The 13076-nt window shown below is 34.1% G+C and carries 13 protein-coding genes; all 13 read left to right on the top strand.

The window, feature by feature from the left end; all coding sequences use genetic code 11:
* Positions 1-103 precede the first annotated feature (103 nt).
* The 13 genes from C1Y58_RS08425 to C1Y58_RS08365 all read left to right on the top strand — a co-directional run bounded on the left by C1Y58_RS08425 (position 104) and on the right by C1Y58_RS08365 (position 13064).
* On the top strand, positions 104-415 hold the full coding sequence (locus tag C1Y58_RS08425) for a hypothetical protein (RefSeq protein WP_105615568.1): 312 nt from the start codon (positions 104-106) through the stop codon (positions 413-415).
* 4 nt (positions 416-419) lie between these two features.
* A complete protein-coding gene (locus tag C1Y58_RS08420) occupies positions 420-1460 on the top strand; it encodes a V-type ATPase subunit (protein WP_105615567.1) in 1041 nt (346 codons plus the stop codon).
* A gap of 57 nt (positions 1461-1517) precedes the next feature.
* The gene (locus tag C1Y58_RS08415; protein WP_105615566.1) at positions 1518-3449 is read left to right on the top strand and encodes a V-type ATP synthase subunit I; all 1932 of its coding nucleotides are present in this window, start codon (positions 1518-1520) and stop codon (positions 3447-3449) included.
* A 13-nt stretch (positions 3450-3462) separates the two neighbouring features.
* Positions 3463-3906 carry an ATP synthase subunit C gene (locus C1Y58_RS08410; RefSeq protein ID WP_105615565.1) on the top strand — a complete coding sequence of 148 codons (444 nt, stop codon included), beginning with the start codon at positions 3463-3465 and terminating at the stop codon, positions 3904-3906.
* A gap of 14 nt (positions 3907-3920) precedes the next feature.
* The gene (locus C1Y58_RS08405; RefSeq protein ID WP_105615564.1) at positions 3921-4229 is read left to right on the top strand and encodes a V-type ATP synthase subunit F; all 309 of its coding nucleotides are present in this window, start codon (positions 3921-3923) and stop codon (positions 4227-4229) included.
* Positions 4230-4240: 11 nt separating this feature from the next.
* On the top strand, positions 4241-4837 hold the full coding sequence (locus C1Y58_RS08400) for a V-type ATP synthase subunit E (protein ID WP_105615563.1): 597 nt from the start codon (positions 4241-4243) through the stop codon (positions 4835-4837).
* Positions 4838-4888: 51 nt separating this feature from the next.
* Positions 4889-6679, top strand: a complete 1791-nt coding sequence (locus tag C1Y58_RS08395; RefSeq protein ID WP_105615562.1) for a V-type ATP synthase subunit A — start codon at positions 4889-4891, stop codon at positions 6677-6679.
* Positions 6676-8076, top strand: coding sequence for a V-type ATP synthase subunit B (locus C1Y58_RS08390; protein ID WP_105615561.1), 1401 nt, complete (start codon positions 6676-6678; stop codon positions 8074-8076). The genes C1Y58_RS08395 and C1Y58_RS08390 overlap by 4 nt, the downstream gene beginning before the upstream one ends.
* Positions 8076-8699, top strand: a complete 624-nt coding sequence (locus C1Y58_RS08385; protein WP_105615560.1) for a V-type ATP synthase subunit D — start codon at positions 8076-8078, stop codon at positions 8697-8699. Before C1Y58_RS08390 ends, C1Y58_RS08385 begins: the two co-directional genes overlap by 1 nt.
* Before the next feature lie 398 nt (positions 8700-9097).
* Entirely contained in the window at positions 9098-10381 is a 1284-nt protein-coding gene (locus C1Y58_RS08380) for a hypothetical protein (RefSeq protein ID WP_105615559.1), read from the top strand.
* A 13-nt stretch (positions 10382-10394) separates the two neighbouring features.
* Entirely contained in the window at positions 10395-11117 is a 723-nt protein-coding gene (locus tag C1Y58_RS08375; protein ID WP_105615558.1) for a DUF6320 domain-containing protein, read from the top strand.
* 106 nt (positions 11118-11223) lie between these two features.
* Positions 11224-12492: a M14 family metallopeptidase gene (locus C1Y58_RS08370; protein ID WP_105615557.1), complete on the top strand. Its 1269-nt coding sequence runs from the start codon at positions 11224-11226 to the stop codon at positions 12490-12492.
* Between the two features lie 368 nt (positions 12493-12860).
* Positions 12861-13064 (top strand): cold shock domain-containing protein, encoded by a 204-nt coding sequence (locus tag C1Y58_RS08365; RefSeq protein WP_242985361.1) that lies wholly within the window; start codon positions 12861-12863, stop codon positions 13062-13064.
* Positions 13065-13076 lie beyond the last annotated feature (12 nt).

Here is a 13076-nt window from a genome sequence, read left to right as displayed (position 1 = left end):
TATCATGTATCACAAAAATGATGAAGATTCAATATTTCGATGTTAAATGTTAAGTTCAATATATATATAGATGAAGAAAATATAATGGCAAGGGGCAAAGAGGATGAATGAGTTATTAAAAAAGATAATAACCATTGAAGAGAAAGCGCAGCAGATTATAGAAAGTGCTCGTGATGAAGAAAAGAATATTGATAATAATCTAAAAAGTGAAATTAGTCACTTAGAAAGCAATATTCTGGACAAACAACAACATAAGGTAGATCAGTTAAAGGAATTCGAATTTGATTTTGTTCAAAAAGAAGTAGACAAAATTAAAGCAGAGACTACTGAAAAATTAAAAGAGATGGATGAACAAGCAAAAGAAAAAATAGAACCTTGGGCTGATCAATTAGTTGAACTCGTTTTGAGAAGGTGAAAGTATGTTTTCAATATTAAAGTACAGTTATCTGAATACTAAAATTAAAGCCAAAACCAGTAAGATGTTAATTGATCAAGATTATGAAGAACTCATAACTAAGCAATCTGTCAATGAGGTCGTTGCGTTCTTAAAACATAAAACAAGCTATGGCAAGGTGCTCAGTAATGTTGATGAACAGACCATTCACAGAGGGGAATTAGAGCATATCTTAAGGAATGCTCAGTTTAGAAGATGTCAGAAGCTTATGAAGCTGATCAAAGGCTATGAAGCTCATTTTATGATGTATAATATAATACGTTATGAAATTGAAGACATAAAAATGATGATTCGAACATTGCATATCCATCATAGTCTAGATGAGATACAGCCTTCATTATTTATTTTGGAAAAGAGTCAGATTAATTTAAAGAAACTATTAGCCTCGACTACATTATCTGAATTGGTAAACGGTTTAAAAGGAACAGAATATTATAAAATATTAGTCCCTTTAGTAGAAAGTGATAATGAAGCCAGTATGTTTACAATTGAGATGGCTTTAGACTTATATTACTTCCGTTGGATATCAAAAGCTAAAGATCGTTACTTAAAAGGTGAAGACAAACGTGTCGTTACTCGATCTATTGGAGAAGAAATTGATATACTGAATTTATTATGGATTTATCGTGTCAAGAAATATTATCATATGGATAAAGATCTGGTTTATCGTTACCTCATCCCAGGTAATAATCATATCAGTAAAGCGTTGCTGCATCAAATGGTAGAAACTGAATCCGTTGATGATTTATTGAAGCTTTATAAGATGACCACATATGCCCATATCTTTGAAGATGATAATCAACTTCTATTTGATTATAATCATTGGAAGTATATTTTAAAGCTGCATGAGAAACTTCTGAAAACAAAACCTTTTTCAATTGCTTCTATTATATCCTATTTGCATCTAAAAGAAGTAGAACTGATGAATATTATTACAGTTGTTGAAGGAATTAGGTATGGCTTAAAGCCTAAAAGGATTAAGAGTATGATTTTTCGTATAACCTAGAAAAGTATTAAAGCAAAATAAGTTGTAAGAACTATAGAGTAAAGGAGGAGGGATGTAATGGCAGTAGAAAAAATGCGATTTATTAACATCGTTGGACCTAAAAATTCTTTAGACGAATTTGTAAGCACATGCCTTGTTAAAAGAGATATTGAACTGGTTAATTCTATGAGCATATTGGATGATGTCAAGGGTATTACTCCTTATATAGTGGAAAATCCTTATACCCATCTTTTAAAAAGCGCTAAAGAAGCATTAGCCAAATTAGGGATAGAAGTTAATGAAAAAGACTTAGATTTATACAATGAGAATTGTATATCAGATCTTGAGATGACTGAAGACTATATGGATGAAGTTAATAAAAAGCTTAAAGAATGGGATGACTACAGGAAACAGGTAGAGAAAGATTTAGATAAAAAGAGAAAGATAAAAAAGCAATTGCTACTTTTACAGGATTTGGATGTTGAGATCGATAAATTCTTTCATTTCAACTTTATTAAATTCAGATTCGGTTCTTTACCCAAGTATAATTTTGATAAACTGGATCATTACACTGAAAATGTAGATGTTATCGTTATTGAAGTCTTCCAAGAAGAGGACCAAGTATACATCATGTACTTTTCACCAGAAGAATCTCATGAAAAAGTGGACTCATTGTTTTCGTCATTATATTTTCATAGGATATTCATTTCTGGTGAGGTAGAAGGTCATCCAAAGGAAGCTCTTATAAAAGTAGAAAATGACATTACTGTTCTTGAACGGAAACTGGAAGATCTAGCTAAAATGGTTAGTAATTATGCCACAGACCATGTAGAACAATTGAAGAAAATATATTACAGTGCTAATAAATACTATCAAGTATTTCATGTGCGCAAGTACGCTGCACATTCAAAAGAAATCTTTTGTCTCCACGGTTGGATCAGTGAGTCAGAGTTAGAAGATTTTCGAGATGAATTAGATAAATCGTCAACAATTTCTTATGTCGTAGAAGAACCTGAAGATGTACCAAAATTAAAACCACCAACAAAGTTAAAAAATAATCCTATATTTAGACCTTTTCAGGAATTGGTCAATATGTATGGCACACCATCCTATAATGAATTTGACCCCACACCATTTGTAGCTATTACATACATGCTATTTTTCGGTATGATGTTTGGTGATGTGGGCCAAGGTTTTATATTAGCATTATTAGGGTATTCGGCTTTCAAAAAATCCGGTATTATGCTTGGGAAAGTTATTATGATGACTGGATTTTCTTCAATGATATTTGGTTTAGTATATGGATCAATATTTGGTATAGAAGAAATTGGGCATACCAGAATACCTCATTTAATTACGCCAATGGAAGACCAATATCTAATCTTAGGAATAGGTATAGGGATTGGTGTATTATTGATAATCATTGCTATGCTGATTAATATTTATAATGCTTTAAGAAATAAAAATTATGGTAAAGTGCTATTTGATAAAAATGGTGTTGTAGGTTTAGTGTTTTATCTAGCTTTATTAGGCGTAGTAGGAGGAATAGTAGCTAATTATCAATTCTATTCAAACCCTCTATATATTATTTTATTCCTTATAGTACCAATCATCATATTATTCTTCTCGCATCCTTTGATGAAGTATGTGAACCATGCTAAAGATGTATTTCCTAAGGAAAAGGGTGGATTTATAGTAGAAGCGTTTTTTGAAGTCGTTGAGATACTTTTATCAATACTTAGTAATACACTCTCTTTTGTACGTATAGGAGCTTTTGCTCTGAATCATGTTGGACTTTTCATGGCTGTTAAGACCTTAGGAGAGATGACTGGAGAAATTGGTGGAATCATCATCTTTATAGTAGGAAACATCATCATTATCGGGCTTGAGGGCTTAATCGTCTTTATTCAAGGTTTAAGGCTTGAATATTATGAAATGTTTAGCCGCTTTTATGAAGGGGACGGAAGAGAAATTAATCCATTTAAAATAAAATATGAATCAGAAGTTTAAGGAGGACATTAAAATGAATTTCATTTTATTTATAACAATTTTACTTGTATTAACAACAGTGGTTTTTGGAGTAGTTTGTACAAAGAGGGCTGTTGATGGAAAAAAAGTTAAAACTTTTTTAGGAGTTAATGTATTGACTTTCTTTGGCTTACTAATTGGTGCAACTATTTTCATGTATGGTGGAGTAGATGCTTCCGCAGCAGAGATGGCAAATGAAGTAGTAGATGCGGCCATGGTTAGCACAGGCTCTGGTTTAGGCTATTTAGCAGCAGCATTATCAACTGGACTTGCTTGTATTGGAGCAGGAATTGCGGTTGGTGTTACGGGTTCAGCAGCCTTAGGTGCTATTTCAGAAAACGAAAAATTATTAGGTAAGACATTAATCTATGTAGGTTTAGCAGAGGGGATTGCTATTTATGGTTTGATCATATCAATCTTGATTATTGGAAATCTTTAAGCTGGGTGATTTTTATGAGAATGTTTTTAATCAGTGATAACGTGGATACAAGATCGGGTATGCGTTTAGCTGGTGTGGATGGGGTAGTAGTCCATGAACCAAATGAAGTAAAAGATGCTTTCGATGAGTGTTTACAAGATCGAGATATTGGAATTATTCTAATTACAGAAAAGTTGGCTAAGTTGGTGGAAAAAGATATTAGCGATATTAAACTTAATTATCCACTACCATTAATCGTAGAGATTCCAGATCGACATGGTACAGGACGGACACCTGATTCCATTACCAGGTATGTCAGAGATGCAATAGGGCTTAAGATTTGAGGTGAAGATAAATGGGTTCTATTAACAATAAATTGGATAAGTTTTCTAATACCATATATACGAAAGCTACACATGAGAAAGAAGATATCATAAAAAAAGCTGAAAAGAATCGAGCAAATGCTCTAAAGGAAAAAGAGTTGGATTGTTTGGAAACTGCATATTTAAATATTCAACATAGTATTAGATCAATCGATCAACAAAAAAAAGAGATGGTTTCTAAGGCATTGATGGAACAGAAGAAAAGCCTACTCAATCGTCGTGAAGAAATCATAGAGGAAGTTTTTAGTTTAGTCAAAAAGAAATTGAGAGAGTACACTTTAACAGAAGAATATAAAGACTACTTATTTAAGACTATTGATGCTAATGTGAAGCAAATAGGTGAGGGAAACATTCATATAATCATCAGTAAGAATGATGAAAAGTACTTACAAGAGTTGAAAGAACGTTTTGGTCATGAGGTTATATTATATGATGGCTATGATGATATCATAGGGGGATGTATCGTAGAAAATGTGGATAATAGACGTTATATAAACGATACATTACTTGAAAGTCTACAAGAAAAAAGCCAAGAATTTATTAAAAGTTGTAATATGAAATCATGTTAAGACAAATGACAAAGGTGTGGGTTGTTGATAATATAGTAAGAAGGTGACAGAGTGGAACAAAAGGGCAAAATCTATGAAATAAATGGACCCGTTGTTACCATTGAAGGTAGCGATAAGTTTGAGATGTTAGAACGGGTTTTGGTTGGGAATATGCAATTGACAGGTGAAGTAATTGGTATAACAGGCGACCGGGCTATTGTTCAGGTATATGAAGTAACAACTGGCTTAAAAATTGGTGAGCCGGTGTATACAACTGGAATGCCCTTATCTCTGCAATTAGGACCAGGGATTGTTGGAGAGGTTTTTGATGGGATTCAAAGACCTTTAGAATATATTGCGAAGAAAACAGGAGCATTTATAGGTAGAGGCTTACAGGTAGAAGCCTTGGATCCTGAAAAGAAATGGGAGACAAAGATCCTTGTAAAAGTAGGCGAAGAAGTAAAAGCGGGAGATACCATCGCAGAAGTACAAGAAACAAGTTTAATTCTTCATAAAGTTATGTTACCTCCAGGTAAAAAAGGTAAAGTGCTATCTATTACTAATGATGGTCAATATACAATAAAAGATACCATCGTTACTATAGAAGATGATAACGGGAGAAAAGAAGATTTAACTTTAGTACAGTATTGGCCAGTAAGAAAGCCACGTCCCTTTGATGAACGTAAACGCATGGAAATGCCACTTATAACTGGACAAAGAGTAATTGATACATTTTTCCCTATAGCTAAGGGAGGAACAGCTGCTATCCCTGGTGGGTTTGGTACAGGAAAAACCATGACGCAACATCAATTAGCAAAGTGGTCTGATGCTGACCTTATCGTCTATATAGGGTGTGGAGAACGTGGTAATGAAATTACAGACGTTTTAGAAGAGTTTCCTAAACTCATCGACCCTAAGTCAGGAAAATCTTTGATGGAAAGAACAGTACTTATTGCAAATACGTCCAATATGCCTGTTGCAGCAAGAGAAGCGTCTATCTATACTGGAATAACATTGGCAGAGTATTACCGTGATATGGGTTACCATGTAGCTATTATGGCTGACTCTACATCAAGATGGGCTGAAGCTCTTAGAGAGATATCAGGGCGCCTCGAAGAAATGCCAGCAGAAGAAGGCTTCCCAGCTTATCTTCCATCACGATTATCACAGTTTTATGAAAGAGCTGGTTATGTAGAAAACCTAAATGGTACAGAAGGGTCCGTATCCATTATAGGTGCTGTTTCACCGCAGGGAGGGGACTTCTCTGAGCCTGTCACACAAAATACGAAACGTTTTGTTCGTTGCTTCTGGGCTTTAGACCGTCAGTTAGCATATGCAAGGCATTATCCTGCAATTAACTGGTTAGACAGTTATACAGAGTACATGGATGATTTAAGCAGTTGGTACGATGAAAAAATATCTGGTGAATTCCTAGATTTACGTAAGGAAATGATGGGGCTGCTTCAAGAAGAAAGTAGTCTAATGGAGATTGTCAAATTAATAGGTGCTGACGTATTACCAGAAGGACAGAAGCTTACTTTAGAGATTACAAAAACCATAAGACTTGGTTTTCTTCAGCAAAATGCTTTTCATGATATCGATACTTTTGTACCTCTTGAAAAGCAGTACTATATGTTGAAACTCATCCATCAACTTAAAGAGAAAACCAGAGAAGTTATCAAAAAAGACATTCCAGTTTCACAAATTCGTAAAACAGGTATCTTTGAAAAACTAATCAACATTAAGTATACCGTAGGTAACGATGATATGTCACAATTTGATGAATACTTTGCAGCAATAGATAAGGAATGCGACAGTTTAATTGATAGTTATAGATTGTTTGAAAGGAAGAAACAATCATGAGTATACAATACGTAGGTTTAAAAGAGATTAAAGGATCTTTGATCATACTTGAAGGTGTTACAGATGTAGCATTTGAAGAAATCGTAGAAATCACATTAGAGCATGGTGAAAAGCGTGTAGGACGTGTTATTCAAATAACTGGTGACGTAGCTATCGTACAGATTTTTGAAGGAACTGTTGGTTTATCAGGCTCTAACACAAAGACGTTATTTACAGGGCATCCTCTTGAAATGCCGCTATCAAAAGAAGTTCTAGGACGTACCTTTGATGGTAAAGGACGTCCCATCGATGGATTAGGAGAAATACTGGCAGAGAAGAAAATAGATATTAATGGAAGTCCATTAAATCCTGTTACGAGGAAGTACCCAAGGAACTTTATACAAACTGGTATTTCTGCTATTGATGGTTTGACAACTCTGATCAGAGGTCAAAAATTACCTGTATTCTCGGGAAACGGTTTACCTCATGATCAATTAGCGGTTCAAATTGTACAGCAGGCAAAAATTGCTGAAGGTAAGGGTATTGAAAACTTTGCAGTAGTTTTTGCAGCTATGGGTGTTAAAAATGATGTAGCGGATTACTTTAGAAGAAGTTTTGAAGAAAGCGGCGTTATTCAAAAGGTTGCTATGTTTTTGAATCTTGCTAATGATCCAGTAGCAGAAAGAATTGTTACACCACGTTGTGCGTTGACAACTGCAGAATATTTAGCTTTTGAACATAACATGCATGTCTTAGTTATACTAACCGATATGACATCTTATTGTGAAGCATTAAGAGAGATTTCTTCTTCTAAGGGAGAAATTCCATCAAGAAAAGGATTTCCAGGTTATACTTACTCTGATCTTGCTTCTTTATATGAAAGAGCTGGTATGTTAAAAGACCGAGAAGGATCCATTACTCAGATTCCAATTTTGACAATGCCAAACGATGATATTACCCATCCTATTCCAGATTTAACTGGTTATATCACCGAAGGGCAAGTGGTTTTAAGTAGAGAACTTCATCAGAAAGGTGTCTACCCACCTATTATCGTCTTGCCATCCTTATCCAGATTGATGAAAGATGGTATTGGAAAAGGTTATACAAGAGAAGATCATCCTTCTGTTGCAAATCAACTTTTTGCAGCCTATGCACATGTTCAAGAAGTAAAAGCTTTAGCATCTGTAATAGGGGAAGACGAGTTAAGTGATATCGATAAGAAGTACATGACATTTGGTCACGCTTTTGAGAAAGAATTTGTTTCTCAGGGTAGAAATGAAAACAGGGATATTGATGGAACCCTTGATTTAGGGTGGAGTTTACTTGGTATTTTACCTCGAGAAGAATTGGATCGTATTGCTCCAGAACTATTGGATGAATATTATAAACCATATAAGAAAAAAGGCAGTGATGCTTAATGGATACAACTTTATTTCCTACCAAGGGGAATTTGATTAAAGCAAAGGCTTCTCTTCGGCTATCCAAGCAAGGTTATGAATTACTGGATAAGAAGCGTAATATTTTAATACGTGAAATGATGTTACTTATTGATAAAGCGGATGCTATACAAAAGGAAATCGATGTTACCTTTAGCGGCGCTTATGAGGCTTTACAAATGGCGAATATTACAATTGGTATCAGTACAGTTGAAGAAATCGGTTATGCTATTGATGAAGAGATCGGTGTTCATATCAAAGTACGTAGTATTATGGGTGTTGAAATACCTGTTGTCACTATTGAAGAAAAGGAAATAAAACCTCAGTTTGGTGTTTCAAGAACTAACATTGCTTTAGATGAAGCTTTCCAGAAGTTCTATAAGGTTAAGCACTTGACAGTTGTTATTGCTGAGATAGAAAATGCTATCTACCGATTAGCCATTAATATTAAACGGACACAGAAGAGAGCTAATGCCTTAAAAAATGTAATGATTCCTCGTTATGAACGTATTACGAAAGATATTACCAATGCTTTAGAGGAGAAAGAACGTGAAGAATTTACTCGACTTAAAATGATTAAAGCGAAGAAGGAAAGAGCAAGTTAAAAGAGGGGGCACATGTATTAATGATTGCAAACCCGAGAAACATCCGTGTTTCAGAGGGTTTGAGTGGTACGTCCTGTACCACTGGCCATCACTAATACATGTGCCCTTTGCGAATAAAAAGAAGTGTTTACGAACCCGGGAAACGTCCATGTTTCAAGGGTTCTTGCAGTACGTCCTGTACTGCAGTAACATGAATTATATGCCCCTTTCGTACCCTTATCACTCTTAAGATATTGAATTGATGATTGTACTCATTCAGTTTTGATAGTATAATGTATTAACATAAGAAAAAAATAAACTTAGGATAAGAATCAATAAAAAACTAAAGCAAGACATATTGAACTTGTGTGTAACCGTTATCAATGCAAAGGTTCAATATACTTTGTAAGGAGACACGAATGAGCAAAAAGAAAAGTTGGTTTAAAATAGATAATGCAGGTAAAATATATCCTTCTATCATGTCCACTAGGGTTTCAACAGTCTATCGCCTTTCAGTTACCTTGAAGAATAGAGTTCATCCAAAGATACTTCAAGAAGCTTTAGATATTACGGTTCCTAGATTTCCTTACTTTCATGTTAATATGAGAAGAGGCTTTTTCTGGTATTACTTCGTTCATAGCCAACAGAGAGCTATCGTTGAAGAAGAACGGTATGATCCTTGTATGTTTATGTATTTCAAGAATAGAAAAAAATTACCTTATAGAGTCTTGTACTTTAAGAATAAGATTAGCTTAGAAATGTCTCATAGTATTACAGATGGGACAGGTTCTATGACTTTTTTTAAGACCTTAATCGTAGAATATTTTCGACTACTTGGCATAAAATCGGAACCTATTCAAGGGATTTTTGATGTGAAATCTGCAGTTGATCTGGAAGAGTATGAAGATGCTTTTCAAAAGTATTATAACAAACATATTCCTTTTATTGAAAAATTACCCAACGCGATGCATTTTCCTTTTGATATGTATCCAAAAGGAGTTTATTCTGTTGTTACAGGTATTGTTGATAGTGATAAGTTATATAAAATTGCCAAGTTGAAGTATGGTGTTACAGTAACACAATTTCTGGTAGGTCTTTATTTTTCATCTATTCAAGATTACTTATATGATTTACCACCAAGGAAACGTAGAAGGCATTGGCGGCCAATATGTATTAATGTACCAGTTAATTTAAGAGGTCTATACCCTACAAAAACATTAAGAAATTTCTTCATTAGCCTCATACCCAGTATTGATCCAAGGTTAGGCAAGTATAGTTTTGAAGAAATATTAACTTATGTCACTTATTACATGGAAATGCACATTAATAAACGCTATATTTCGCAGTACTTAAGTAGAAATGTAAGGAACGAGAAGTCATGGTATATTAGGATTATTCCTTTAAATATTAAAGACTTATTGATGCCAACAATATATCATAAATACGGTGAAAGAAGTTATACCAGCAGTATTTCAAACTTAGGTATAGTAAAAATGCCTAAAGAATTAGAGCCTTATATTGAACGATTTGAAATGTATCCACCACCAAGCAAAGGAAGTAAGATAAAAGTAGGTGTTGTTGCTTTTAAAGATAAGACCTATATTAATTTTGGGAGTATCGCAGTATCTCGTGAAATTGAGAAATACTTCTTTAGAAAGCTTCGTAAGATGGGATTACATGTTAAAATAGAAACGAATCACTAAAGGAGGTGTTATTATGCCTTATTGCCCTAAATGTGGTGTGGAAGTAGACCGAAAAATTGATAATTGTCCACTATGCACCTTTCCTATACCAGATGTAGGTTCACCAAAGAAAAAAAATGATGAAGAGCGGTTTCCAATAACCTTAAATATATATCCCCAACGTATCAAGGAAATGAGAAATATTAGCTATTTTGCTATCTCCATTGTTTGTTTTGCAGCTGTATTGATTTGTTATACTGTTGCAAATGCCTTTAATCAAAGCGGACCTTGGCTAAATTATACGGTTATAGGTATTATAGGTGGGTGGTTAGCCATTTATTTTCTATTTGGTTTTGCTAAGGGATTTATAAGAGGAAATTTAGGTTGTGCATTAGTTGCTATAGGGATGTGTTATTTTTTGGATCAAGTTGATGGAACATTCACTTGGTTTAACCAAATAGCTCTTCCGATTATATTCAGTTATATCATCATTGCTTTTGTGCTATATACTATTTTTATGAAGTTCCGCCATCAGGTTGAGTTTTTAACCATAGCCATATATATATGTGCGGGTTTTGGATTATTTGCATTAGTTTTACAGTTGATCATATCCAACTTTATTGCTGATAGTTTGATGGTAGACTGGTCCATCATTATTTTGATTGTTATGATTTCAATTATTCTTCTTCTTTTAGGGCTAAAATTTGGAATACCTGACGACTTCAAGGAAAAACTTAAACGTAAATTCCATATATAATGAAGTGTGAAAAAAATCCAGGAGTATGATACTCTTGGATTTTTCATATTTCCCGGGTAACAATAATATATATTAATAGAAGTCTATGCAAGAAGGAGCTATGAAGATGGCAAGTTTGAAAAAGGGGGATCAGGGACCTCGCGTGCAGCTTGTTCAATACATATTACAGCTTATTGGGTTTAATCCAGGACAAATAAACGGTATATTTGATCAAGAGACTGAGAATGCAGTCACTAGCTTTCAAGAAAACTTAGGATTAATAGATGATGGTATTGTTGGAGTAGAAACAATGGAAGCTTTAGAGCCATATTTGTTAGGATATCAGGAATATCAGATACAAAGAGGTGATACCTATGCAAGTATAGCCAAAAATTTTGGTACATCCACAATGACCATCCAAATTGCTAATCCAGATATTAATCCTCAAGCATTAGTGCCAGGCACAGTAATAATTGTTCCGTATGGCTATGATTTAGTTAAGACAAATGTTCCTTATACCTTTGAAGTACTCAATTATGATATCAGGGGACTTCAAGCCAGATATCCATTTATTAAAGTAGATAGTATTGGAAGAAGCGTTAAAGGAAATGAACTTTATCGCATTCAACTAGGTAAAGGACCTAATCAAGTTACCTATAATGCATCACATCATTCAAACGAATGGATTACCACACCTGTTTTAATGAAATGGATTGAGGAATTTTTGAAATCCTATGTAAGAAATGAACCATTACGGGGTTATAACATTTCGGATATATGGAATGGAAGCACAATTGATATTATTCCTATGGTTAATCCAGATGGTGTAGATTTAGTTATCAATGGACCAAATCCAGAAGAAGATAACGTTGAACAATTAATAGGTTGGAACTTTGGCAATGATGATTTTAGTGATTGGAAGTCCAACATCAATGGTGTAGATCTTAATAGAAATTATGATGCAGCATGGGATGAATACAAAGAGTTAGAAGCAGACTTTGGTGTCACAGGGCCAGGACCAGCATTATATGCAGGAAAAGCTCCAGAAAGCCAGCCGGAAGTAAAAGCTATGGTTGACTTTACAATGGCTAAAGAGTATCGATTAACCTTAGCTTATCATACCCAAGGACAGGTAATCTTTTGGGACTTTATGAATTTTGAGCCACCTGAATCACTACCCATAGGTGAGGAATTCTCTAAGGTGAGTGGCTATGTATTAGCAGATCCTGCACTGAGTCAATCATTCGCAGGATATAAAGATTGGTTTATTAAAGAGTTTTCTAGACCAGGTTATACCATTGAAGCTGGTATTGGCAAAAATCCTCTTCCCTTAGAGCAGTTTGGTACAATATATGAAGATAATGAAGAGTTACTACTGTTAGCATCAGTTATCTAAACTCCTTAAAGAGATAAGTTTTAGAAAGCATTGTCAGTGATGATAGTGCATTCTAAAACTTATCTTTTTGCTTCATAGGGGAACTATCCTCAATATCATGATTATGAGTTGGGTACTATAGTTCAATTACCCAAGCAAGTTTTAGAGCAGCTTATGAAGACTTGCTTGGTCATTTAATTATTATTATAATTTTTTATTATTTTTGTTTGCATTTGAGAGCATTTTGTGATACACTACCTAAGTACCTTAATTTTACTAAAAAGATTTATGAATTTTGAGATATAGTTTCTTGGTAACTTGAATATAAGTCCGAAATTTGAAAAGCTTTTGAATATTTTTAGGGAAATAAAATTTCGGAGGAATTGATTATGATGAATGGAACAGTTAAATGGTTTAATGCAGAAAAAGGTTTTGGTTTTATTACAGCAGAAGATGGAAATGATGTATTTGCTCACTTTTCACAAATAAATAAAGATGGTTACAAAACTCTTGAAGAAGGCGAAAGAGTAACTTTTGACATCGTTGAAGGTCCAAAAGGTCCTCAAGCTGAAAATATTACAACAGCTTATTAAGAATAAGATATA

The sequence above is a fragment of the Vallitalea okinawensis genome (assembly GCF_002964605.1).
GTDB lineage: Bacteria > Bacillota > Clostridia > Lachnospirales > PQDH01 > Vallitalea_A > Vallitalea_A okinawensis.
This window is presented reverse-complemented; position numbering and strand designations above follow the sequence as displayed.

Coding starts and splice junctions, on each gene's coding strand:
- C1Y58_RS08425 (WP_105615568.1), top strand. CDS start 104: ATGAATGAGTTATTAAAAAAGATAATAACCATTGAAGAGAAAGCGCAG.
- C1Y58_RS08420 (WP_105615567.1), top strand. CDS start 420: ATGTTTTCAATATTAAAGTACAGTTATCTGAATACTAAAATTAAAGCC.
- C1Y58_RS08415 (WP_105615566.1), top strand. CDS start 1,518: ATGGCAGTAGAAAAAATGCGATTTATTAACATCGTTGGACCTAAAAAT.
- C1Y58_RS08410 (WP_105615565.1), top strand. CDS start 3,463: ATGAATTTCATTTTATTTATAACAATTTTACTTGTATTAACAACAGTG.
- C1Y58_RS08405 (WP_105615564.1), top strand. CDS start 3,921: ATGAGAATGTTTTTAATCAGTGATAACGTGGATACAAGATCGGGTATG.
- C1Y58_RS08400 (WP_105615563.1), top strand. CDS start 4,241: ATGGGTTCTATTAACAATAAATTGGATAAGTTTTCTAATACCATATAT.
- C1Y58_RS08390 (WP_105615561.1), top strand. CDS start 6,676: ATGAGTATACAATACGTAGGTTTAAAAGAGATTAAAGGATCTTTGATC.
- C1Y58_RS08385 (WP_105615560.1), top strand. CDS start 8,076: ATGGATACAACTTTATTTCCTACCAAGGGGAATTTGATTAAAGCAAAG.
- C1Y58_RS08380 (WP_105615559.1), top strand. CDS start 9,098: ATGAGCAAAAAGAAAAGTTGGTTTAAAATAGATAATGCAGGTAAAATA.
- C1Y58_RS08375 (WP_105615558.1), top strand. CDS start 10,395: ATGCCTTATTGCCCTAAATGTGGTGTGGAAGTAGACCGAAAAATTGAT.
- C1Y58_RS08370 (WP_105615557.1), top strand. CDS start 11,224: ATGGCAAGTTTGAAAAAGGGGGATCAGGGACCTCGCGTGCAGCTTGTT.
- C1Y58_RS08365 (WP_242985361.1), top strand. CDS start 12,861: ATGATGAATGGAACAGTTAAATGGTTTAATGCAGAAAAAGGTTTTGGT.